This window comes from Cellulomonas sp. P4_H4, assembly GCF_056400865.1.
This window is the reverse complement of record NZ_JBFUKL010000001.1, coordinates 215,741-236,909: the sequence shown is the minus strand read 5'-3', so window position 1 is coordinate 236,909 and position 21,169 is coordinate 215,741. Positions and strand designations below refer to the sequence as shown.

General features: G+C 71.5%; 24 protein-coding genes. 14 read left to right on the top strand and 10 right to left on the bottom strand.

Annotation, left to right across the window (positions count from 1 at the left end; genetic code table 11):
- Nucleotides 1-39 precede the first annotated feature (39 nt).
- Both AC1DPN_RS01185 and AC1DPN_RS01180 read left to right on the top strand, forming a co-directional pair.
- Nucleotides 40-606, top strand: coding sequence for a dihydrofolate reductase family protein (locus AC1DPN_RS01185; RefSeq protein ID WP_477082896.1), 567 nt, complete (start codon nt 40-42; stop codon nt 604-606).
- Between the two features lie 36 nt (nt 607-642).
- Nucleotides 643-1,083, top strand: coding sequence for a ScoMcrA-related endonuclease (locus tag AC1DPN_RS01180; RefSeq protein WP_477082895.1), 441 nt, complete (start codon nt 643-645; stop codon nt 1,081-1,083).
- Nucleotides 1,084-1,092: 9 nt separating this feature from the next.
- On the opposite strand, the gene AC1DPN_RS01175 is transcribed toward AC1DPN_RS01180, so the two are convergent.
- From AC1DPN_RS01175 to AC1DPN_RS01155, 5 genes are all read right to left on the bottom strand, one after another.
- The gene (locus AC1DPN_RS01175) at nt 1,093-2,292 is read right to left on the bottom strand and encodes a BaiN/RdsA family NAD(P)/FAD-dependent oxidoreductase (protein WP_477082894.1); all 1,200 of its coding nucleotides are present in this window, start codon (nt 2,290-2,292) and stop codon (nt 1,093-1,095) included.
- Nucleotides 2,293-2,473: 181 nt separating this feature from the next.
- Complete coding sequence (locus tag AC1DPN_RS01170) at nt 2,474-2,800, bottom strand: hypothetical protein (protein WP_477082893.1); 327 nt, start codon at nt 2,798-2,800, stop codon at nt 2,474-2,476.
- Nucleotides 2,801-2,818: 18 nt separating this feature from the next.
- Entirely contained in the window at nt 2,819-4,231 is a 1,413-nt protein-coding gene (locus tag AC1DPN_RS01165) for a DUF2252 domain-containing protein (protein ID WP_477082892.1), read from the bottom strand.
- Between the two features lie 249 nt (nt 4,232-4,480).
- A complete protein-coding gene (locus AC1DPN_RS01160) occupies nt 4,481-5,983 on the bottom strand; it encodes an ATP-dependent DNA ligase (RefSeq protein WP_477082891.1) in 1,503 nt (500 codons plus the stop codon).
- Nucleotides 5,984-6,012: 29 nt separating this feature from the next.
- Nucleotides 6,013-7,014, bottom strand: a complete 1,002-nt coding sequence (locus tag AC1DPN_RS01155) for an AraC family transcriptional regulator (protein WP_477082890.1) — start codon at nt 7,012-7,014, stop codon at nt 6,013-6,015.
- A 39-nt stretch (nt 7,015-7,053) separates the two neighbouring features.
- Between AC1DPN_RS01155 and AC1DPN_RS01150 the strand changes: the two genes are divergently transcribed.
- The 4 genes from AC1DPN_RS01150 (at nt 7,054) to AC1DPN_RS01135 (ending at nt 9,930) form a co-directional block, all read left to right on the top strand.
- Nucleotides 7,054-7,311 (top strand): DUF4242 domain-containing protein, encoded by a 258-nt coding sequence (locus AC1DPN_RS01150; protein ID WP_477082889.1) that lies wholly within the window; start codon nt 7,054-7,056, stop codon nt 7,309-7,311.
- 59 nt (nt 7,312-7,370) lie between these two features.
- Nucleotides 7,371-7,799, top strand: a complete 429-nt coding sequence (locus AC1DPN_RS01145; protein WP_477082888.1) for a hypothetical protein — start codon at nt 7,371-7,373, stop codon at nt 7,797-7,799.
- A gap of 320 nt (nt 7,800-8,119) precedes the next feature.
- Complete coding sequence (locus AC1DPN_RS01140; RefSeq protein ID WP_477082887.1) at nt 8,120-9,367, top strand: MFS transporter; 1,248 nt, start codon at nt 8,120-8,122, stop codon at nt 9,365-9,367.
- Nucleotides 9,367-9,930, top strand: a complete 564-nt coding sequence (locus AC1DPN_RS01135) for a TetR/AcrR family transcriptional regulator (RefSeq protein ID WP_477082886.1) — start codon at nt 9,367-9,369, stop codon at nt 9,928-9,930. The genes AC1DPN_RS01140 and AC1DPN_RS01135 overlap by 1 nt, the downstream gene beginning before the upstream one ends.
- A 17-nt stretch (nt 9,931-9,947) precedes the next feature.
- Here the strand turns inward: AC1DPN_RS01135 and AC1DPN_RS01130 are convergent, their stop codons facing one another.
- Nucleotides 9,948-10,364, bottom strand: coding sequence for a YchJ family protein (locus AC1DPN_RS01130; protein WP_477082885.1), 417 nt, complete (start codon nt 10,362-10,364; stop codon nt 9,948-9,950).
- Between the two features lie 281 nt (nt 10,365-10,645).
- Here AC1DPN_RS01130 and AC1DPN_RS01125 point away from each other — a divergent pair, with 281 nt between their 5' ends.
- The 6 genes from AC1DPN_RS01125 (at nt 10,646) to AC1DPN_RS01100 (ending at nt 15,050) form a co-directional block, all read left to right on the top strand.
- Nucleotides 10,646-10,849, top strand: a complete 204-nt coding sequence (locus AC1DPN_RS01125; protein WP_028049733.1) for a cold-shock protein — start codon at nt 10,646-10,648, stop codon at nt 10,847-10,849.
- A gap of 133 nt (nt 10,850-10,982) precedes the next feature.
- Nucleotides 10,983-12,056 carry a fatty acid desaturase family protein gene (locus AC1DPN_RS01120; protein ID WP_477082884.1) on the top strand — a complete coding sequence of 358 codons (1,074 nt, stop codon included), beginning with the start codon at nt 10,983-10,985 and terminating at the stop codon, nt 12,054-12,056.
- 157 nt (nt 12,057-12,213) lie between these two features.
- Nucleotides 12,214-12,672 carry a hypothetical protein gene (locus tag AC1DPN_RS01115; RefSeq protein ID WP_477082883.1) on the top strand — a complete coding sequence of 153 codons (459 nt, stop codon included), beginning with the start codon at nt 12,214-12,216 and terminating at the stop codon, nt 12,670-12,672.
- A 52-nt stretch (nt 12,673-12,724) separates the two neighbouring features.
- Nucleotides 12,725-13,048, top strand: coding sequence for a type II toxin-antitoxin system VapB family antitoxin (locus tag AC1DPN_RS01110; RefSeq protein ID WP_477082882.1), 324 nt, complete (start codon nt 12,725-12,727; stop codon nt 13,046-13,048).
- On the top strand, nt 13,045-13,668 hold the full coding sequence (locus AC1DPN_RS01105) for a LytR C-terminal domain-containing protein (RefSeq protein WP_477082881.1): 624 nt from the start codon (nt 13,045-13,047) through the stop codon (nt 13,666-13,668). The genes AC1DPN_RS01110 and AC1DPN_RS01105 overlap by 4 nt, the downstream gene beginning before the upstream one ends.
- A 77-nt stretch (nt 13,669-13,745) precedes the next feature.
- Nucleotides 13,746-15,050: a glycosyltransferase 87 family protein gene (locus tag AC1DPN_RS01100; protein ID WP_477082880.1), complete on the top strand. Its 1,305-nt coding sequence runs from the start codon at nt 13,746-13,748 to the stop codon at nt 15,048-15,050.
- Here AC1DPN_RS01100 and AC1DPN_RS01095 read toward each other — a convergent pair.
- Nucleotides 15,047-15,958 (bottom strand): LLM class F420-dependent oxidoreductase, encoded by a 912-nt coding sequence (locus tag AC1DPN_RS01095; protein ID WP_477082879.1) that lies wholly within the window; start codon nt 15,956-15,958, stop codon nt 15,047-15,049. The two genes, AC1DPN_RS01100 and AC1DPN_RS01095, sit on opposite strands and share 4 nt — an antisense overlap.
- Nucleotides 15,959-16,124: 166 nt before the next feature.
- On the opposite strand from AC1DPN_RS01095, the gene AC1DPN_RS01090 reads away from it, so the two are divergent.
- Both AC1DPN_RS01090 and AC1DPN_RS01085 read left to right on the top strand, forming a co-directional pair.
- Complete coding sequence (locus AC1DPN_RS01090; protein ID WP_477083828.1) at nt 16,125-16,700, top strand: DUF1684 domain-containing protein; 576 nt, start codon at nt 16,125-16,127, stop codon at nt 16,698-16,700.
- Nucleotides 16,701-16,716: 16 nt separating this feature from the next.
- On the top strand, nt 16,717-17,553 hold the full coding sequence (locus tag AC1DPN_RS01085; protein ID WP_477082878.1) for a hypothetical protein: 837 nt from the start codon (nt 16,717-16,719) through the stop codon (nt 17,551-17,553).
- On the opposite strand, the gene AC1DPN_RS01080 is transcribed toward AC1DPN_RS01085, so the two are convergent.
- The 3 genes from AC1DPN_RS01080 to AC1DPN_RS01070 all read right to left on the bottom strand — a co-directional run bounded on the left by AC1DPN_RS01080 (nt 17,550) and on the right by AC1DPN_RS01070 (nt 21,090).
- Nucleotides 17,550-18,455 (bottom strand): Fpg/Nei family DNA glycosylase, encoded by a 906-nt coding sequence (locus AC1DPN_RS01080; RefSeq protein WP_477082877.1) that lies wholly within the window; start codon nt 18,453-18,455, stop codon nt 17,550-17,552. The two genes, AC1DPN_RS01085 and AC1DPN_RS01080, sit on opposite strands and share 4 nt — an antisense overlap.
- A 42-nt stretch (nt 18,456-18,497) precedes the next feature.
- On the bottom strand, nt 18,498-19,130 hold the full coding sequence (locus AC1DPN_RS01075) for a hypothetical protein (protein WP_477082876.1): 633 nt from the start codon (nt 19,128-19,130) through the stop codon (nt 18,498-18,500).
- A gap of 70 nt (nt 19,131-19,200) precedes the next feature.
- The gene (locus AC1DPN_RS01070; RefSeq protein WP_477082875.1) at nt 19,201-21,090 is read right to left on the bottom strand and encodes an AAA family ATPase; all 1,890 of its coding nucleotides are present in this window, start codon (nt 21,088-21,090) and stop codon (nt 19,201-19,203) included.
- Nucleotides 21,091-21,169 lie beyond the last annotated feature (79 nt).

Below are 21,169 nucleotides of genomic sequence, written 5' to 3'. Positions count from 1 at the left end.
GGCCGACGGGGTCGCCGGGCACCGACCGAGGAGCGCGACATGACCACGACCTACACCTTCGACATCTTCTCCACCCTGGACGGCTACGGCTCGTACGGTCCCGACGGCGACTGGGGCGGCTACTGGGGCAAGCAGGGACCCGAGCTTCTGGCGCACCGCCTCTCCCTGTACGGCGAGGCGCAGCGGATGGTGCTCGGAGCCAACACCTTCCGGGAGTTCGCGGCCATGCCGTCCTCGGCGACCGAGGAGGACTGGGGGACCCGGATGCGGAACCTCCCGACGACTGTCCTGTCCTCGACGCTCGAGGGCCCCTTCGACTGGCCGGACGTGACCGTCGTGAGCGGCGACACCGTCGACCTCGTCGCCCGGCTCAAGGAGGAGTCCGACGTGCCGTTGCGGTCGGTCGGCAGCCTGAGGCTGAACTGGGCGCTCATGGCCGCCGGCCTCGTCGACCGCGTGCAGGTGACGATCTTCCCCGTGATCAGCGGGAAGACCGGGGTGGAGCCGATCTTCGAGGGTGCCGCCGACTTCGACCTCGAGCTGCTGGAGAGCCGGACGCTCGACGGCCGCAGCCAGGAGCTCGTCTACCGGCCCACTCTCCACTGACGCCGGCGGGTCTCGAGCGACGTACGCTGACTGGTCGTGGCCACCTTCTCCTCTGTGTCGACGCAGCACGTCCTCCAAGCGATCGCCGAGTACGACGAGAGGGGCGGCGAGCAGTTCCTCGACGTCTACGGCTTCGCGCCGACGCCCGGGTACGCGATAGTGCAGGACGGCCGGACCTATGACGCGAAGGCGGTCCTCGGGGTCGCACACCGGTTCGCGACAGGGCGCCTGGCCACGCCCGACGAGTTCAGCAGCGGCATGGCGAGCGCGATGGTGCTCCTGCGGCGGCGCGGCTTCGAGGTCACCGAGCCGGCTGTCGCGACGCGTCCCGCACCCGTGAAGGCGACCCGCACACGCGCCGCGCGAACCCCGGCGACCCGAACGCCCGCCGCCCGGACCGTCGAGGCTCCTCCGGCGATCTGCCCGACGTGCTCGATGGTCCTGCCTGCCACCGGCATCTGCGACGACTGCGGCTGACCGAACGCCTCAGTCGGCCGAGAGCCTGGCCAGCACACCCCGTGCCGCGGCGACGCCGGTGCTGAACGACGCCTGGAGCAGGTAGCCGCCCGTCGGAGCCTCCCAGTCGAGCATCTCCCCCGCGACGAAGGTGCCGGGAAGCCGACGCAGCATCAGGGACTCGTCGACCTCGGACCACGCGATGCCACCGGCCGACGAGATCGCGCGCTCGATCGGCATCGTCGAGGTGACCGCGACCGGCACGGCCTTGACGAGCGCAGCCATCACGGGGGCGTCGGTGGGCAGCGCGACGCCGGCCGACTCGCGCAGCAGCCCGATCGACGCCGGGTCGAGCGCGATCGAACGACGAAGCCAGTTCGACGCGGAGTCCTTCGGCCGCCGGCGACGCAGCCTCTCGGCGACCTCCGACACGGTCAGGTCCGGTCGCAGGTCGACCTCGACGACGCACCGCCCGTCGGCGTCGAGACGGTCGCGGATCGCGGCGCCGATCGCGTAGACCGGACCCCCTTCGAGGCCCGTGCGCGTGAGCGTCGCGTCGCCGCGGGCGACCCGCCCGCGGGCCGTCAGGGCAACGTGCTTGAGCGGCTTGCCCTGGAACCGGTCGATGAAGGTGTCCGTCCAGTCGACCCGGACGCCGACGTTCGCGGGTCGCAGGGGCGCGACGACCACCCCGCGCTCCTCGAACCGCCCGACCCACCCGCCGTCCGACCCGAGCCGCGGCCAGGACGCGCCACCGAGCGCGAAGACCGTCGCATCGGCGACGACGGGATCGTCGGCACCCTCGAAGCTCAGCCCGCCGCCCACCCAGCCGGTCCACCGCTTCCGGCGCTCGATCATGACCCCGAGCTCCGCGAGCCGCGTGAGCCAGGCGCGGACCAGGGGTGTCGCCCGGAACGACTGCGGGAACACGCGGCCGCTGGACCCGACGAACGTCGGCTCGCCGAGGCTCGCACACCACTCGCGCAGGTCCCCCGGCCCGAACACCTGCAGCATCGGCGCGAGCCGGTCCGCGGAGCCGCCGTAGCGGGCCAGGAACGGCACTCGGTCCTCGGAGTGCGTGATGTTCAGGCCACCGTGCCCGGCCAGCAGGAACTTGCGTGCGGGCGACGGCATGCGGTCGTACACGGTCACCGCGACGCCGGCCCGCGCGAGCACCTCGGCCGCGATGAGCCCCGCAGGTCCGCCGCCGACCACGACCGCTGTGCTCATCGGCTGCACCACGTCCGGGCCCTCGACCGTCCGGCCCCGACGACGAAGGCCGTCCTGGTCTCGTACAAGACAGCTCCTCTCGTGCACCCCGGACGCATTGTGCCCGGCCGCTGCGCGACGAGAACACAGTCGTGCACGCCGAGCACGCTGCACGCGTTCACAAGTTTCGTTCTCGAGCGGGTCAGTCGGTCGGCCGGCGGCCGATCGCGACCACGTGGCGACGCTCCAGCTCGACCGTGTCCCCGGCGTGCAGGCCGATCATCTCGACCGCGTCGCTGTGGAACGTCCCGACGAGCCCGGCGTCGGACACCGCCGTCAGGACGACCCACATGCGCTCGGCGATGCCCTTGTCCGGCTCGACGATCACCTTGACCCGGTCGCCCACCTGCAGCGATCCGGTCGCCTCGTCGTCGGGGATCCGAAACCTGTCCGGCGCGAGCCGGTGCCGCTCGACCGCGTCGGCGAGGGTCCACCTCGTCTGTCGTCGGAACACGTCAGAGAGGGCCACGCGCCGAGCGTAGGCGCCTCAGACCCCTCGCTCGATCGGGAGGCGTCCCGACGCGACCGCCCGGACCATCGCGGCGTGGTCGGCCTCCGTCTGGTCCGCGTACGCGTGCGCGAAGCGGGCCATCGCGACGTCGAGCTTGTCGGAGCGACCCGCGTAGCCCGAGATCATCGACGCACCGCTCGTGCGCGCGTGCCCCTTGGCCAGGAGCCGGCCGACGATCGCCGCGTAGTCGGCGAGCGAGGCGGGATCGATCGCGTCCAGGGCGACCGTGCCCTTCATGTTCCGGAACTGGCGCACGTAGAACTGCAGGCCGCCGACGGTCGTCCAGCCGAGCAGCGGGTCGCTCACCGTCTGCAGCGCCTGCTGGTACTCGACGACCCGCTGGCCCTGGTGAGCGTGCCAGGCGCTGTCGCCGTGCACGTGCTGGGCCAGCACGGAGCGTCGGGCCTGCTTGAGCTGGAGGAAGACGACGTCGTCGGGACTCGATCCTTCGAGCAGTGCGATGTACGCCCGCAGGCCGACCGAGCCGACGCCGACGACCTTGTGGGCGACGTCGACGAGCGTGTAGCCGCCGAGCGCCCGGCGCCAGTGCGGGGCGAGCGTCGCCAGGTAGTCGTCGAGCCCCTCGGCGACCGCGTCGGCTTCGGCTTCGGGGAGGCGCGTGAGGAGCGGGGGCTGCTCGACGATGCGTCGCTGCCCGCCGTCCGACGACGTGAACTTCGGCAGTGCTCGGTCGCTCGTCCGGGTGCGTGCGCGCTTCACGGCCCGGTCGATCTCCGCGGCGAGCGTGCCGTGCGGCGCCCGCTCGTGGATCCGGTCGACGTCGAGCCGCTCGAAGGAGCGCTGCAGGAGCGGCCGGTCGGCGAGGCGTCGGATCTCGTCGCGGTAGGCCGCGCTGCACGAGACGACCGCCGACTCGCACGCGTGCTCGGGAGCGCCGTTCTGCCGCCCGGCCACCCAGATGCTCGCGACGAGCCGCCGCAGGTCCCACTCCCAGGCGCCGGGGTGCGCCTCGTCGAAGTCGTTCAGGTCGATGACGAGGTCCCGCTCCGGAGAGGCGTAGAACCCGAAGTTCCCCAGGTGCGCATCCCCGCAGACCACGGGCGTGATGCCGGTCGCGGGCAGCGTCGCCAGGTCGTTGGCCATGACGATCGCCGACCCACGCAGGAACCCGTACGGCGACGCAGCCATGCGCCCGACGCGGATCGGCACCAGCCAGTCGAGCCGCCCCTGGTGGCTCTCCTCGACCTGCGCGACCGGGTCCCGGTCGGCCAGCGCCCACTCGCCGAGCACCGATCGCGGAACCGCATCTCGCAGGGCCCGACCCGTCGCGTACCGCTCCTCGCGGCTGACTGGCCGACGCCGCAACGACGCGTAGTCACTGCTGTCCGCGCTCGCCAGAACCACGTGCCCGCTCGGTGAAACCGCCATCGGTGCCTCCTGGAGTCCGCGCGCCTCCTGGCACGGTAACGCTCACCCCGTCGGGCGCGAGCACTCGACCAGCGGCCGGGCCGAACGTGAACGTCAGGCAAACACGTCGGTCCGGGAGCCCCGGTGAAATCCGGCGGAAATGGACGCTGTGCGACGCTCGATGCACGCCCCCGGGGTCTTGGTTCGAGCGCTGCTCCTGGGGCCTCGGGGCGCTTGCCTCAGCGGCCTCGACAGCCGGCGGGCAGGTCCTCACGCCAGAGCGCGGACCGTCTCGATCGTGTCGGCCTCGGCGGCGGTCTTGTCGTCGCGGTAGCGCAGGACGCGCGCGAACCGCAGGGCCACTCCGCCGAGGTAGCGCGAAGACCGCTGCAGGCCGTCGAACGCGATCTCGACCACCTGCTCGGGGCGGACGGTCACCACCCACCCGTTGTCGCCGGTCGACAGCTCCTGGAACCGTTCCGTCTGCCACGCGAGCATCTCGTCAGTCATGCCCTTGAACGTCTTGCCCAGCATGACGAACCCGCCCGCCGGGTCCCGCGCGCCGAGGTGGATGTTGGACAGGAAGCCGCGACGGCGGCCGCTGCCCCACTCGACCGCCAGCACGACGAGGTCGAGGGTGTGGCGTGGCTTGACCTTGACCCAGCCGGCGCCGCGTCGGCCGGCCTCGTACGGCGCGGTCGACGACTTCACGACGACGCCCTCCTGACCTGCGGCGACGACGGAGAAGAAGCGTTCCGACGCCTCGTCGACCGACGTCGTCACCAGCCGCTGCACCGCCCACGGGCCGGCCACGGCATCGAGGGCGGCCAGTCGGTCCAGCAACGGCGCGTCCAGCAGGTCGGCGCCGTCCACGTGCAGGCAGTCGAAGAAGAACGGTGTCAGCACCACGTCGGTCGGCGCAGAGGCGGACCGGGACGCGGTCTCCTGGAACGGTCGCGGCCGTCCGTCCGGTCCGACCGCGAGGGCCTCCCCGTCCAGCACCACGGACTCGGCCGGCAGGGCGCGCACGACGGAGACGATCTCGGGCACGCGTGCGGTGATGTCGTCGAGCGACCGCGTGTACACGCCGACCTCGTCGCCACGCTTGTGGACCTGGATCCGGATGCCGTCGAGCTTGGTGTCGACGACGACCGGGGGCACCAACGCCTCGAAGGCTGAGGCGACGTCGGGCGCCGACTGCGCGAGCATCGGCCGCACCGGCCTGCCCACCACGAGCCCGAAGGCAGCGAGCGCGGCGAGCGGCTCGTCAGACGTCAGTGCGGCGACCGCCACGGGCTCGGTCGCGCCGGCGAGCATGGCCGCGCGCCGCACCGCGTCAGGCGACACCCCGGCGGCCTCGGCGACCGCGTCGAGCAGCAGCGCGTCCAGCGACCCCTGCCGCAGCTCGCCCGTCACCAGGCCGCGCAGCATGCCCTGCTCCTGCTCGGTGGCTGCCGAGAACAGCGCACTGACCAGGGCACCGCGCGCCGTCGAGGACCCTGTGCCCGACAGCGCGGCCATGCGGTCGAAAGCGCTGTCGACGTCCTGGACGGTCAGGGAGGGCTCCAGGGCCGGCTCCGGCAGCGACGACAGCGACCGCCACCCCAGCCCTGTCCGCCGCTGCCTCAGCTCGCCCCCGAGGTACCGCGAGACGACGGCGACGTCGGACGCAGGCGTCTTGAGCAGCAGCTCCACCAGCAGGGCACGCTTGGCGAGCCGCGAACGGGTCGCGGCGACCGACACGGAGGTCGCAGCGAGTTCGGCGAACAGCATCCCCGCATCCTGCCGCGGACCGCCCACACTCACCCGCTCGACGTGGACCGCCACACGCTCGGTGCGACGCCGAAGGCCCGCTTGAACGCCCGGCTGAACGCCTCCTCCGACTCGTAGCCCACCTGGTGCGCGACGGCGAGCACGCCCAGGTCCGTCGTCGCGAGCAGGTCCTGCGCCACGTGCAGGCGCCACTGGGTCAGGTACCGGATCGGCGAGCGCCCGAGCACCTCACGGAACCGCGCGTCGAGCAGTGACCGGGACACCAGGGAGACGGCCGCGAGGTCGGTCACGGTCCACTTGCGCTCGGGCGTCGCGTGCATCGCGGCCAGTGCCGGGGCGAGCACCGGGTCGCGCAGCGCGGCCGCCCAGCCCCGGTCCACCGCGGGAGCCGACGCCAGGTGCAGCCGCAGCACCTCGACCAGAAGGAGCTCGGGCAGCTTCGTCGGTACCCCGAGCGAGGACGTCGAGGTCTGGGTGAGGGCGTACTCGATGTTCGCGCGCACCCACTCGGCCCCCGCACCGGGCGGCGGCGTCACGACGAACACCGGCGGCAGCGCGCGAAGGGATGGCTCGAAGAGCGGGTCCCTGCTGTGCAGGTAGCCGCAGACGACGTCCGTCTGCGCCCCCTCGACACCCAGCCGCAGGACCGGCATCTGCGTCCACGGCAGCGCGGGCAGGAAGGCGGCGATCGGCACCACCTCGGCGTCGGCCAACCCACCCATCCGGTGCTGGTCGCCGTACGGCAGCACGATCACGTCGCCGGCCGAGGCCCAGTGCTTCGGACCGTCGTCCACCGAGACCCAGCAGGTCCCTGAGGCGACGACGTGGAACAGGACGACCCGGTCGGTGCCGGGCCGCAGGAGGTTGGCGGTGACCGGCCCGGTCATCGACTCGTACGTCCAGGGTTCGCGGTACTCGGCCCGCAGGAACACGGCACCTTCGAGCCGGAGCCGCTCCAACGAGGTCGACAGCGTGGTGTCCGGATCAGGTGCTTCGGGTACGCGGTCATGGTCCGCGGCGACGCTCCCCACGAGGCTGATCGTGTCACAACGACCTATCGGAGGAGCACGATGAAGATGGCACTGTTCATGGACGTCCACACGATCGACGGACCCGTCGGCATGGCTGACGTCGAGAAGGCCCACGCAGCCGACCTGCAGACGCAGGGCGCCCACTCCGTGAGCTACCTGAAGTACTGGGTCGACGAGACGCAGGGCAAGATCTTCTGCCTCGTCGACGCCCCCGACGCGGAGTCGGCGGCGAACGTGCACCGCGAGGCGCACGGCCTGGTGGCCGACGAGATCTACCGGGTCGACGAGGGCGTCTGACCGTCCGACGGCGCCGCGGCCCGGACTTCCGGCGCCGCGGCGCCGATACCCTTTCCCGCATGGCTTCCTGGAGAGACACCACGCCCGACGCCGTCCTCGCGGACCTCGACGGCCTGGTCACCGCGGCGCTCAAGAGCGCCCAGGCGCTGCTCACCAAGAACAAGGGGTTCGCCCCGTACGGCCTGCTGATCGACGACGCGGGCAACCTCGCGCCACTCAAGCCGGCCGACGACGCGATGGACTCCCCGGAGACCATCCTCGACAGCCTCTACCTCAAGGCCGCGGCCCGTGACGACGTCCGCGCGGTCGCGTTCGTCGCCGACATCACCTACAACGGCGCCGACGCCGTCCGCGCGGCGATCGAGCACCGCGACGGCGGCCCGGCCCTGTCGGTGGTAGCGCCCTACACGAGCAAGGACCGCGCGACGAGCCCGGTCACGTACGGCGACCTCGAGATCGTGGAGGCCGTGCGCCGTACGTGGGTCTGAGGCTCCTCAGCCGAACGCGAGCAGGCTCGCGGTCTCCTCGAACATCTGCCGGTCGGCAGCGTAGGCAGCACCGGCGGCCGGAGCTCGGGCTCCACGGCCAGAGCTTGACGATCGCCTCACGAGCGGCGGCCATGTCCTGCGTCGGCCAGGGCCTGCGCGTCGTCGCTCCGGTCAACTGTCACGTCGGCGAGCGTCCGTCGCGGACAGGCGGGCGCAACGACCTCGCCGGCAAGTCGCCTACTTGACTAGATAGACAGGTCTGTCTAGGTTGGGTCTTCGTTGATAGACAGACCGGTCTACCTAACCGATTCGAGGCCATCGTGACCCAGACTCTCCCGAACGTCGTCACGACATCGACCGCCCGGGGAGTCTCGTCGGGCGCCGGCATCGCGATCCTGTCGTCGGTGTTCGTCGCGTTCCTCGCGGCGTCGAGCGCCCCGACCCCCCTGTACGCGATCTACCAGGCCGAGTGGGGCTTCTCGGCGATCACCACGACCGTCGTGTTCGGCGCCTACGCCGTCGCGGTCCTGCTCGCACTGCTCACGCTCGGCAGGCTGTCCGACCACGTGGGCCGGCGGCCCGTCCTGCTCGCGGCGATCGCCGTCCAGGCGCTGGCCCTGGTCATCCTCGCGACCGCCGACGGCGTCCCGGCGCTCCTCGTCGGCCGCGTCGTCGGCGGAGTCTCGACCGGTGCCGCCGTGGCCGCGGGAGGCGCGTGGATGCTCGACCTGAACCGCGAGAAGGGCACTCTCGCCAACGCCGCGGCGCCGGGGTTCGGTACCGCGTTCGGCGCGATCCTGGCCTCGCTCGTCGTCGCGACCCTGCCTGCGCCCACGCACCTGATCTTCGTGCTGGTCATCGGCGCGCTCGCCCTCCAGGCGGCGGCCGTCGCGCGCATCCCGGAGACCGCGCCGCGCGAAGCCGGCGCGCTGGAGAGCCTGCGGCCACAGATCTCGCTCCCCCGTCACGTGCGACGCGCAGCGACCACGGCGCTGCCCGTGATGTTCGCAGTCTGGGCGCTGGCCGGGTTCTACGGGTCGCTCGGGCCCGCACTGATCGGCACGCTGGTCGGTTCGCACTCGGCGGCGGTCGCCGGGCTCGGGCTGTTCGTGCTGGCCGGCGTCGCTGCACTGACCGTCCTGGCCCTGCGCAACGTCCCGGCCCGCGCCGTGATGCTCGTCGGCATCGCGACACTGATCACCGGGGTCGTCGGCGTCGTCGTCGGCGTGGAGCTGCTCTCGCCCGTCCTGTTCTTCCTCGGCACTGCCGTCGCTGGTGTCGGGTTCGGAGCCGGCTTCCAGGGCGGCATCCGGCTCGTCCTTCCGCAGGCGCTTCCCGACGAGCGCGCCGGGGTGCTCTCGCTGCTCTACGTCGTGTCGTACCTGGGCCTGGGCGTGCCCGCGGTCCTCGCGGGCGTGGTCGTCGTCCACACCGGCAACCTGCTCACGACCGCCCGCGACTACGGCTTCTTCGTCATCGCGCTGGCGCTGGTCGCGCTCGTCGGACTGCTCGTGCCGCGGCGTACGCTGCACCGATCTGTCTACGTGAGCCCGACCGAGGAGAGGTGATGACCATGGCGACCGCGACCGCGCGGGAACGGCTGCTGGAGGCGGCGGACGACCTCTTCTACCGGGTCGGGGTGCAGACCGTCGGCATCGACCGGGTCATCGAGCAGGCGGGCGTGGCCAAGGCGTCCCTGTACAACACGTTCGGCTCCAAGGAGGCCCTCGTCGAGGCCTACCTCGACGGACGGCGCGTGCGGCTCGTGGACCAGATCCTGCGGCACGTCTCGGCGTACGACGAGCCCCGCGCGCGGATCCTCGCCGTGTTCGAGGCGCTCTCCGAGATCGTGAAGGAACCCGGGTATCGCGGGTGCGCGTTCGCGCTGGCCTCTGCCGAGGCCCCGTCGGACGGCCTCGTCGTCCACGCCGCCAGGGAGTACCGGTCCTGGGTCCGTGGCCTGCTCACCGAGCTGTCCTCCGCGCTGGGCGTCGCCGATCCCGCGCTCCTTGCCCGCCAGCTGCACCTGCTCTACGACGGCACGAGCCAGGCGGTGCGGATGGACCGGAACCTGTCGGCCGCGGTCGAGGCCCGGGACGTCGCGGCGCTGCTGCTCGACGCCTCGCGCTGAGGTCCCGGCCCGCTCGCTCAGGCCGTCAGCGCGTCGATCCCGCCGTCGACGTACAGCCAGCTGCCGTCCTCCCGGACGAACCTGCTGGTCTCGTGCAGACGGCCACGCTGCCCGATCGCGGTGCCGTCGTCGACCCGGTAGTGGGCGACGAACTCGACCGTCCCGGACTCGTCCCACGGGCCGCCTGCGTCCGTCGCGACGATGTCGAGCCGCCGCCAGATCATCTGCTCGTCCAGCTCGAGCTCGTCGGGTCGCGTGCTGGGGTGCCAGCTCGCGACCAGGTAGTCCCGGTCACGCGTGGCGAAGGCTGTGTAGCGGGACCGCATCAGAGCCTCCGCCGTCGGCGCACGGCGACCTTCCAGCAGGTAGCGGCCGCAGCAGTCGACGAACGCGTCACCGCTCCCGCACGGGCATCGGTCGTCGTCCACATCCATCGTCGGCTCCTCGCGGCTGGGGTTCGCGCGGGCGAACCGCACAGGCTGTGCCGGACCCCGGAAGGGGATCCGTTTCATGATCGAGACAGTGCTCTCGTTCCGGTCAGGCCCATGTTGCCGTACGGTTGTCCCTGTAGTCGCAGTGAATCGCTTGTCAGAAAGCCGCGGGAGACCCGGCAGAACGTTCTCGAGGATCACCTCGGAGCAGGACGACGAACACCGCTACCACCGGTCCCGGTTCGCCGGGGTTGTCCATACCGCACGTGAGAGAAGAGAGCATCATGCCTGTTGGCACCGTGAAGTGGTTCAACGCCGAGAAGGGCTTCGGCTTCATTGCCCCCGAGGATGGCGGACCCGACGTGTTCGCGCACTACTCGGCCATTACGACGAGCGGCTACCGCACGCTCGAGGAGAACCAGAAGGTCCAGTTCGAGGTCACGCAGGGCCCGAAGGGCCCGCAGGCGTCGAACATCACGCCTCTCTGAGCCGTATAGCTCCAGAGCACGAGACCCCGGCCGATCTCGTCGGCCGGGGTTTCGTCGCATCATCGGCAAGTGCGCCCGAGGATGTCGTTCCACACGCACGTCTGCGCGCCACGCACGATGGAGGGGACCCCTCATGAGCTCGACAACAGCCCTACCCACCCGCGCCCGTGACCGAGCCGTCAGCGACTTCACCGAGCTGACACGCACCGTCCAGGCCGCCGGCCTGATGAAGCGTCGGCCCGCGCACTACGCGGTGCGGCTCTCCGCAGCCGTGCTGGCCGTCCTCGGCCTCGTCGCGACGATCATCCTGGTCGGCGACTCCTGGTGGCAGGTGGCCGTGGCCTTCGCCGCCGCCGTCATCCTCACGCAGGTCGCCTTCCTCGGCCACGACGCCGCGCACCGGCAGATCTTCGCCGACGGACGCGCGAACAACTGGACCTCCCTCGTGCTCGCCGACCTGTTCGTCGGCTTGAGCCACGGCTGGTGGCAGCGCAAGCACACGCGCCACCACGCCAACCCGAACAAGATCGACGCCGACCCGGACATCGACCTCGAGGTCCTCGCGTTCACGCCCGAGCAGGCCGCGAAGCGCACCTCGAAGTGGTCCGTCTGGTTCCTGCGTCACCAGGGCTTCTTCTTCTTCCCGCTGCTGTTCCTCGAGGGCCTCGCGCTGCACATCGCCGCGATCAAGCGCCTCTCGTCGCGGGACAAGCTCGAGCACCGCGCCGCCGAGATCGTCATGATGACCATCCGGCTCGGTGGCGGCCTCGCCCTCGTCTTCCTCGTGATGTCCTGGCCGATCGCGCTGGTGTTCCTGGCCGTGCAGATGGGCGTCTTCGGGTTCTACATGGGCGCCTCGTTCGCCCCGAACCACAAGGGCATGCCCCTGATCCCCAAGGACTCGCGCCTCGACTTCCTGCGCCGCCAGGTGCTCACCAGCCGCAACATCGGCGGTGGCAAGTGGGTCGACGTGCTGATGGGCGGCCTCAACCACCAGGTCGAGCACCACCTGTTCCCGTCGATGCCCCGGCCGTCCCTGCGTCGCGCCAAGCCGATCGTGCAGGCGTACTGCAAGGAGCACAACATCCCGTACATGCAGGTCTCCCTGCCCAAGTCGTACGCGATCATCGTGAAGTACCTGAACACCGTCGGCATGTCCGACCGCGACCCGTTCAACTGCCCGATCACGGCCGTCTACCGCGCCTGATCCGCCGGCCACTCGTCGAGAAGCCCCCGCCGCCCCCTGGGCCGCGGGGGCTTCGTCGTTCCCCAGCCGACCTCAGATGCCGACAGGACGTATCTGCGACGCCTCCGCGCTCTCTTCCCGACGAGGCGCAGCGCGTCGTCGCGACCAGGGGAGATCCATGACGCTCAGCACGACGGTCATCGACATCATCGGCGAGCACCACCCCGCGATCTTCGACCTGTACGGCCGGCCCTTCGGTCCGAAGGTTCACGCCACGACGCCGGCCCGGCCGATCGCGCTCCGTCCTGCGCCGCTGCCGCCCGGCATCCGCTCGGGGATCGCGGCGGGCTTCGAGCTCGCCGAGCTCGCCAGGTTCCACCACGCGACCCGCTCGTCGGGGGCTGTCGCGGTCTCGGACTACTGCGGCGACGGGGAACGCCCTCGGACGTCCCTCACACGACCGCTACCGACGGTCTCCGCGCCCTCGCCCGACCCGGGGATCGACTACCACCTCGGTCTCGCCTTCGCCCTCGAGCTCACGGCCCACACCTGGGAGCACACCGCTCTCGCGGACGATGTCGAGCAGGTGCACGTCGCTGCGCTCGACGAGACCACACGCCGCCTTGCCCGAGGGTGATCCCCGGGCCTTTTGTCGAACACGCGACGCCCGCTCCGCTTAGACTCCCTCCGTGATCTTCAAGGCCGTGGGCGAGGGCAGGCCCTATCCGGACCATGGCCTGACCACGGCCAAGCAGTGGGCCGAGGTCCCTCCACGCCAGATCCGGCTCGACGAGCTGACGACGACGAAGCGGACGCTCGACCTCGACGCGCTGCTCGCGGAGGACTCGACGTTCTACGGCGACATGTTCGCGCACGTCGTCCAGTACCGCGGCGTCATGTACCTCGAGGACGGGCTCCACCGGGCCGTCCGAGCCGCTCTGCACCAGCGGCCCGTGCTGCACGCACGGGTTCTCGTGCTTCCCAGCGACGACGCCGCGCGGGGGACTCCGTGAGCGAGCTCGATCGCAACCGGCAGCTGCGCCGCCGCCACATGCACGAACGACAGGCGGTCATCTTCGGCGTGCTGCTCGCAGGGCTGGCGCTCGTCGGACTGGCGTCGGCCGCCGTCTACACCGGGAACCTCGACCTCCCCGGCCTCGACCGGGCGATCGCGCAGGCACCCAGCCCGACCGTGACGCAGAAGCCGTATCCCTGCCCGCCGGTCGGCGCGATGCCGGCCGCGTACGCCACCGTCGTGGTGAACGTGAACAACGGGACCACGCGGACGGGCCTCGCAGCCGCTACCGCGGCAGACCTGGCCTCGCGCGGCTTCACGGTCGGCAGCACCGACACGGTCGAGGGCGTCGACGGCGTCGCGCGCATCTCGTTCGGCAAGAACGGCGTGACCCAGGCCTACACGCTCCTGGCGCAGTTCGACGGCGCGACGATGCTGGCGCTCGGCGGCGAGGACGCCACCGTCAACGTGGCCCTCGGCGACAAGTTCGACGGGCTGAAGCCGGTCGAGGAGGTCACTCTGGACCCGGCCGTCCCGCTCGTCCCACCGGCTGGTTGCACCCCGTACGAGGAGTTCGCCTCGACCGCGCAGACCCCTGCGCCGACGCCGTCGGGCTGACCGCCGGGTCTGGCCACCTGAGGCACAGGCTCGCGGACTAGCCTGGCATCCGCACCGCCACGGTCCCGATTCGGGTCATGTCCTGGGAGGTCCCCCTGCGCCAGAACCTGCTGAGCTCCAAGCCTGCCGTCTGGATGTTCTTCGTCCTCGTGCACGCGTGGTTGGCGTTCGTCGGTCTGGTGATGATCCCGGCGAAGGCGTTCTGGGACCTCGAGCTCTACCGGTACTGGATGTGGCTCGGCCTGCACCAGGGCCAGTGGCCCGTGCTGGGGGGCGACTGGGTGTACCCGGCAGGCGCGATCCTCCCGATGATCGCGGCGGCGGCGGGCGGCACGGGCGACCACTCGCAGTACGCGACGGTGTGGGCAGTCATGGTCACCGTGCTCGACGCGATCGCCCTGGCGTTCCTGCTGCGGGTCCCCCGGCCCGACCGGCCCGGCGACGGTGGCAGCACGACCGGTGCGTGGTGGTGGCTGGCGTTCCTGCTGCTGCTCGGGCCGATCGCGATGGGGCGGCTGGACGGGTTGGTCGCGCCGGTCATCATCGTCGCGCTGGCCATCGCGCTCAACCACCCGCGCATCGCGACGTCGCTGCTGACCGCGGCCGCCTGGGTCAAGGTCGCGCCTGGCGCGCTCCTGCTGTCGATGTTCTTCGCCGTCCGACGGCCCTGGCGCAGCGTCGTCGTGCCCGGCGCCCTGGTCAGCCTGGTCATCGTCGGCGCGGTCGCGCTCGGCGGCGGGTTCTCGCACGTCGCGTCGTTCCTCACCGAGCAGGACAAGCGCGGGCTCCAGATCGAGTCGCCCGGTGCGACCGTGTGGATCATCGCCGGGCTGTTCTCGTCGCAGGTCCGGCCATTCCTCAACGAGCCGATCATCACGTGGGAGATCGTCGGTCCGGGCACGCAGGCCGCCGTCGACGTCCTCGGCATCCTCCAGCCCGTGATGCTCGCCCTCGCCGTGCTGCTCCTGTGGTGGCGTCGCGAACGGATCGGCGCCGCCCTGTGGTCGGGTGGCCTGGCGCGCACCGAGATGCTGATCCGCGGCGCGATGCTCATCACGCTCGTGCTCATCGTGTTCAACAAGGTCGGCTCACCGCAGTACATGACCTGGCTGGCGCCGCCGGTCGCCGTCGCGCTCGCTCTGCGCCTGCCTGGGTGGGGCCTCACCGCCTGGGTCACGCTCGGGGTCGCCGGCGCGACGCAGCTCGTGTTCCCGTGGTTCTACAGCGAGGTCATCAACCAGGGCCCGGGCCTGACCCTGGTCCTCGCGGCGCGCAACGTCGCCCTGGTCTTCCTGCTCGTGCACACGGTCGTCGTGCTGATCCGGGCACCCCGAGCGGACCCGTCGCTCGAGGTGCCGACCACGTCGCTGGTCTCCGCCTAGAGCTGGCTCGCGACCTCGGACGCCACGAACGCCAGGTGGTCCAGGTCCTGCAGGTCGAGAACCTGCAGGTAGATGCGGCTCACCCCGAGCTCACCGAACGCGCCGATCCGGTCGACGAGCGCCGACGGGGTGCCGGCGAACCCGTTCTCCCGGAGCTCCTGCACGTCGCGGCCGATGGCCGCCGCACGGCGAGCCACCTCGGCGTCGTCGCGACCCGCGCAGAGCACGTTGGCCGCCGAGATCGTGAGCGTCTGCGGGTCCCGTCCGACGGCCTCGCACGCCGCCGTCAGCACCTTGACGCGAGCCTCGACGTCCTGGGGTGCCGGGAAGTTCAGGTTGAACTCGGTGGCGTACCTGGCCGCGAGCGCCGGGGTCTTCGTCGCGCCGCCCCCACCGATGATCAGCGGGATGCTACCGACGGGCTTCGGGAGCGCGGGCGAGTCCGTCAGGTCGTAGTGCTCGCCGTGGAAGCTGTACGGCCCGGTCGAGCTCCACAGCCCTGTGATGATCTCGAGCTGCTCCGCGAACAGGCCGAACCGCTTGGCCGGGAACGGGATGCCGTACGCGGCGTGCTCTCGCTCGAACCAGCCCGCACCCAGCCCGAGCTCGACCCGGCCGCCCGACATCTGGTCGACCTGCGCGACCTGGATCGCCAGGATCCCCGGGTGACGGAACGTGGCCGACGAGACGAGCGTTCCGAGCTTGATCCGCGAGGTCTCGCGCGCGAGGCCCGCCAGAGTGGTCCAGGAGTCCGTCGGACCGGGCAGACCGTCGCCCGCCCCCATCCGTAGGTAGTGGTCGGAGCGGAAGAAGGCGTCGAAGCCGAGGTCCTCGGTGGCCTTGGCCACGGCGAGCTGGTCGTCGTAGGAGGCCCCTTGCTGGGGCTCGATGAAGATGCGCAGATCCATGTGCTCCACACTCACACAGGGCGAGGGCCGAGGCAGATCGGTGCACAGGATGCGGACATCAGGTCGCCGGATACGGCTCCCACGTGCGACGGTGGTTCTCGTGACAGCACCTGCGTCGGCCTTCGACCCTGTGGCCATAGCCGACTGGCGCCGCCGAGTCGCCCAGATGTACGCCGACGTCCGGCGGATCGCCGCGAAGGACCCGCAGGCCGCGCACGGGGTGTGGGTGCAGCAGCGCGACGAGCTCTTCGCGACGCACCCTGCCTCACCGCTCGACGTCGTCACGTCCGCGTCCTTCGCGGGCCTGGACGTCGCGCCCTACGACCCCGCCTTCCGGTTCGAGGCGCTCCTCGAGCCGGCCGGTGAGCAGCGGATGGACGTCGCCACCGCGACCGACGGCGTCGTGGCGTTCGAACGCATCGGGACTGTGCGGCTCGGGACGCTCGGGTCGTTGGCCGTCTGGTCGCTCAAGACCTATGGAGGCGGGCTCTTCCTCCCGGTCCGCGACGCTCTGGCCGGTACCTCGACCTACGGCGGCGGCCGGTACGTCCTCGACACGATCAAGGGCGCGGACCACGGCATGGCGGACGACCGGCTCGTCGTCGACCTGAACTTCGCCTACAACCCGTCGTGCGCCTACAACCCGGCGTGGACCTGCCCGCTGGCCACGCGCGCCAACACGCTGGCCGTCGAGGTGCCCGTCGGCGAGCTGGCGTTCCCCTCCGGGCACGACGCACCATGACCGGCTCCGTCGCACTGTGAGCAGCTCCGCGCTCACCTCCATGTGGGCGTGGGACAACCCTGTGCTCCCGTCGGTCGACGCGCGCGGGCGGGGATACGCACCCGCCGCACCTGACGCCCTCGTCGAGTTCTGCGCGTCGCGCGGTCTCGCTCGGGTGTTCCTGTCCGCGCCGTGGGCCGCCGACGAGGGACCGGTGGGCGACTGGTTCGCTGCCGCGAGCACCGCGCTGCGCGAGGCGTCCGTGCAGGTCGGCCCGCTCGGCGGCGACCCGGGCTGGCTTCCCGAACCTGCCCTCGCCCTGACCTGGGCGCTCGCCGCGCTGCGCTCGGGCGGCGGCCACACCGTGCAGCTCGACGTCGAGCCGTGGACCACGCCCGCGTGGACGAACGACCGACCCCGTGTCCTGGGTCAGTGGCTGGCGCTGCTCGACCACGTGCTGGCCGGGCTGCCCTCCGGCGTCGGGCTCGGGATCGACGCGCCGTGGTGGCTCGCGCACGAGCCGTACGGTCAGGGGACCGTGCTCGACGAGGTGCTCGCCCGGGCCTCGTCCATCGGGGTCGTGGCGTTCAGCGACCACGCCCAGGGGCCGGACGGCATCGTGTCGCTGGCTGGTACGGCGGTCGTCGCCGCGTCGGCCGCCGGCGTGCCGTTCACGGTCGGCGTCGAGACGGACACGGCCGAGGTCGCGGGTGGCGCGCAGTACACGTTCGTCGACGAAGGGCCGGCCGTCCTCGAGTCCGAGACCGGCCAGGTGCGTGAGGCGTTCGCCCAGCTGCCCGGGTACGAGGGTGTCACGGTCGAGCACCACCGCGCCTGGCGCAGGCTGCTCGGGCTCGACGCGGCGACCGGCTAGACCTGACAGGTCGGGCACCAGTAGAGGTTGCGCCCGGCCATCGCCTCGACGACGACCGGGGTGCCGCTGACCAGGCACGGCAGACCCGTGCGGTGGTAGACCCAGTTGCGCAGGGTCGGATCGGCGAGCGCCTCGTCGGCAGACACGTCCCGCGTGACGATGATGCCGGTGCGGATGCCCTCGGCCAGGAGCACTGCCCAGTCGTCCCAGAGCGCGCCGGCGACCTCGCGCGGGACGCGGCGGCCCGGCGTGTGCGGGTCGAGGCGGGCACGGAAGAGCAGCTCGGCGCGGTAGATGTTGCCGATCCCCGCGACGACCGCCTGGTCCATCAGGAGCTGGCCGACCGCGACGTTGCGTGACGTCAGCCGCCCGACCATGACGTCCCGGCCCGCCTCCCCGGAGGTGACCGGGTCCGGGCCCAGGCGCGCGAGCGCCGTGGCCGCCTCGGACGGGTCGAGCACCTCGCACGCGGACGGCCCGCGCAGGTCGGCGACCGTCTCGTCGGACACCAGGCGCACCCGGACCTGACCGACCGGAGCGGGCGGGAAGTCCGACTCGTCGCCGGGATCGCTCGTGCGCTCGTCCTCACCCATGCGGACCGCCCGACGCAGGCGCGGCGCGCCCATGCTCCCGCGGGCGACCTCGCCCGGCGCGAGAGGGGTCAGTCGACCGTAGAAGTCCCACGCCCCGTACAGGCCGAGGTGGACGCGCAGGACGTCACCGGACTCGAACTCCAGGAACAGCTGCTTTCCGACCGCGCGGGACCCGACGAGGACCTGGCCGTCGATCCGCCCGGCCCCTGCGGCGAACCGCCCCTGCGGGGAGCTCACGGCAAGGCGACGGCCGACGAGGTCGAGCCCGAGCTGGCGGGCGATGCGGTGGACGGAATGACCCTCGGGCACGCCGACAGGCTAGGCGACCCGGCGAGGTCTGGTGCGCGAGGGTCAGGCGGCGACGTCGACCGGCCGCTGCCACACCCCGTCCTGGGACCGGAACCCGACGCGCTCCAGGTACTCGGTGCTCTTCGGGCCCGGCTCCACGACGAGCGAGCGGAACCCGTGCGCCGCGAACACGCCGCTGCGGCGGTACACGAACTCGCCTGGCGTGAAGTCCCGGAACCGCGGCGTCACCCAGTCGAGCTCGACGCGTCCGACGCCGTCACCCACCCCGCGCACGACGACCACCCCGACCGTCTCGTCCCCGCGCACGACGAGGAACGACGCCCGGCCGTTCTCCGGCGCGGTCGGCGCGTCGAGCTCGAACGCCGGCTGGAACTGCGTGATGTCGTCACCGTGCACCCGCAGGATGTGCCGCAGGTAGGCGTCGTCGAAGGACACCTCGACGACCGCGTACACGTCGTCGTCGTGCCGCTCCCGCGTCAGCCGCCAGAGCCAGTAGAGGTCGATCACGGTGATGACGGCGTTCATCGCCGCGAAGGGCCACACGCCGATGGCCGCGTTGTACCCGGTCGCCAGCAGAGCTCCCACCAGGTTGAGCACCCGGAACCGGAGCACTCGTGCCTGCGTGAGCGAGACGATGATGAGGATCGAGCCGGCCCAACCGATGACTTCCAGCATGCTCGAAGTAAATCGCTCTCAGGCCCCGGGTGGCGCACTCCCCGCTCGCACGGGTCGCGCGCCGCCCCGGTCAGGCGACGCGGAGTCGCGCGGCGGCAGCAGCCTCGGCCACAGCCGCGCCGGCCGCCACGGCAGCCCGGTTCCCGGCCTCGACCTCGGCGCTGATCCTGGCCTGGGCGACGATGGCCTGCTCGAGGACGTCGGTGATCTCGATGCCGATGAGCTCGTGCCGCTCGAGGAGCGCGTCCCGGAGGGCCTCGACGAGGTAGCGGTGCTTGGACAGCAGCCGACGGACCGAGCTGCGAGCGTCGTCGAGCACGGCCTCGAGCTGGTCGCGGGAGGGCTTGTCGGACAGCACAGCGGAGACCAGGTCGTGCGGGGTCGCGGCGAACGAGATCAGCGACCCCGTCATGCCGGCCGCGCCGACCATCTGGGCGGCGGTCCGGGTCGCGGCGGCGAGGTCTCCGGCGGGACCCGTGCTCGTCTGGCCGAAGAACAGCTCCTCGGCGACCCAGCCACCCATCGCGATCTGCACGAGCGCGCGCAGGTCGTACTGGGAACGCGTGTAGACCTCGTCGCAGTCGTTGTGCGCGAGCAAGCCGAGCGCCTCGCCACGACGGACGATCGTCAGCACCTCCAGGGTGCGGGTCGGGGCGACGAGCCAGGCCGTGACCGCGTGCCCCGCCTCGTGCGTCGCGATGAGCTTCTGCTCGTGCAGCGTGTACGTGACCGGCTGGCCGATGCCGACCATCTCGGTGATGCGGGCGTGCTCGATGTCGGCGTAGTTCATGGTCCGCGAGCCGCGGCGCAGGGCGTTGACGAGCGCCTCGTCCATGAGGTGCTCGATCATCACCGGCGTCCAGCCGCTCGTCGCGGCAGCGAGCCGGTCGCGCAGCGTCTGGTCGGAGAGCTCCTCGTCGACCGAGCGCGACGACAGGAAGTGGTCGACGAGCGCGCGCCGGCCGTGCACGTCCGGGGCCGCGAAGGACAGGCACCGGTCGAAACGGCCCGGCCGCACGAGCGCGGGGTCGAGCGCGGCGGCGCGGTTGGTCGCGGCGAGCAGCAGGATCGGCGCCTTGCCCGGCTTGCGCAGCGGCCGCTGGCGGTTCCCGGGCAGGAACAGGTTCGCGCGCGAGATGAACCAGTTGACGAACCGGTCGCCAGGCGACGGCACGTCGAACGACTGCATCTGCACGAGCAGCTCGTTGACCACGCCGCCGGTCGCGTCCGCGTTCAACGGGCTCAGGATCGCGCGCGGGTCGCGCCCCATGCGCACCTGGTCGAGCGGGCTGAAGGACGAGCGGCTCATGGCGTCGCGACGCACGCCGATGGCGTCGATCTCGTCGATGAACCCGATCGCGCCGCCCTCGGTGCGGGCCGCTTTGCGCAGCGCCTTGAAGTACGAGCGGATCTTCTTCGCGGTGCCGCCGTAGTAGACGGACTGCATCGAGGTCGCGGAGATGAACAGGAACGGGACGCCGGCTTCGGCGGCCATCGCCTTCGCGGTCATCGTCTTGCCGGTTCCCGGAGGGCCCTCGAACAACAGGCCGCGGCGGGGCGAGCCACCCATCTGGTCAGCGAACTGCTGGTGCGTCTGGAACAGCTCGAGCGAGCGGCGGACGTCCTCCTTGACGGCGTCGATGCCGATGACGTCGTCGAGCGTCACGTCGACCTGCTCGGGCCGCACGACGATGTGCGTCGAGCGCGACGTGATGCCCTGACCCAGGACCGCGAGCAGGAGGAGTGCACCGAAGAACAGGACCATGGTGACGAGGAACGGGTCCATCGGCGGGAGCCGGGGGATCACCGGCTTGTCGGCGAGCAGCCGGGCGATGACCCAGGTCTCGGCGACCAGCAGGACGGTCAGCAGGCGCACCACACGCCGGCGTCGGATCCGCTCGCGCGAGCGAGCGATGTCGTGGGCGCCGTTCTGCAGCGAGATGTCTGGCTCGTTCTGCACAGTCGTGCCTTTCCCTCGGCGCCTGGGGTCAGACGGCTCTGCGTCGCGGGAGGTGCGATCGGTTCATCGTCTGGCGGAA

Coding starts and splice junctions, on each gene's coding strand:
- AC1DPN_RS01185 (WP_477082896.1), top strand. CDS start 40: ATGACCACGACCTACACCTTCGACATCTTCTCCACCCTGGACGGCTAC.
- AC1DPN_RS01175 (WP_477082894.1), bottom strand. CDS start 2,292: ATGAGCACAGCGGTCGTGGTCGGCGGCGGACCTGCGGGGCTCATCGCG.
- AC1DPN_RS01165 (WP_477082892.1), bottom strand. CDS start 4,231: ATGGCGGTTTCACCGAGCGGGCACGTGGTTCTGGCGAGCGCGGACAGC.
- AC1DPN_RS01160 (WP_477082891.1), bottom strand. CDS start 5,983: ATGCTGTTCGCCGAACTCGCTGCGACCTCCGTGTCGGTCGCCGCGACC.
- AC1DPN_RS01150 (WP_477082889.1), top strand. CDS start 7,054: ATGAAGATGGCACTGTTCATGGACGTCCACACGATCGACGGACCCGTC.
- AC1DPN_RS01145 (WP_477082888.1), top strand. CDS start 7,371: ATGGCTTCCTGGAGAGACACCACGCCCGACGCCGTCCTCGCGGACCTC.
- AC1DPN_RS01135 (WP_477082886.1), top strand. CDS start 9,367: ATGACCATGGCGACCGCGACCGCGCGGGAACGGCTGCTGGAGGCGGCG.
- AC1DPN_RS01130 (WP_477082885.1), bottom strand. CDS start 10,364: ATGGATGTGGACGACGACCGATGCCCGTGCGGGAGCGGTGACGCGTTC.
- AC1DPN_RS01125 (WP_028049733.1), top strand. CDS start 10,646: ATGCCTGTTGGCACCGTGAAGTGGTTCAACGCCGAGAAGGGCTTCGGC.
- AC1DPN_RS01120 (WP_477082884.1), top strand. CDS start 10,983: ATGAGCTCGACAACAGCCCTACCCACCCGCGCCCGTGACCGAGCCGTC.
- AC1DPN_RS01115 (WP_477082883.1), top strand. CDS start 12,214: ATGACGCTCAGCACGACGGTCATCGACATCATCGGCGAGCACCACCCC.
- AC1DPN_RS01100 (WP_477082880.1), top strand. CDS start 13,746: ATGTCCTGGGAGGTCCCCCTGCGCCAGAACCTGCTGAGCTCCAAGCCT.
- AC1DPN_RS01095 (WP_477082879.1), bottom strand. CDS start 15,958: ATGGATCTGCGCATCTTCATCGAGCCCCAGCAAGGGGCCTCCTACGAC.
- AC1DPN_RS01090 (WP_477083828.1), top strand. CDS start 16,125: ATGTACGCCGACGTCCGGCGGATCGCCGCGAAGGACCCGCAGGCCGCG.
- AC1DPN_RS01075 (WP_477082876.1), bottom strand. CDS start 19,130: ATGCTGGAAGTCATCGGTTGGGCCGGCTCGATCCTCATCATCGTCTCG.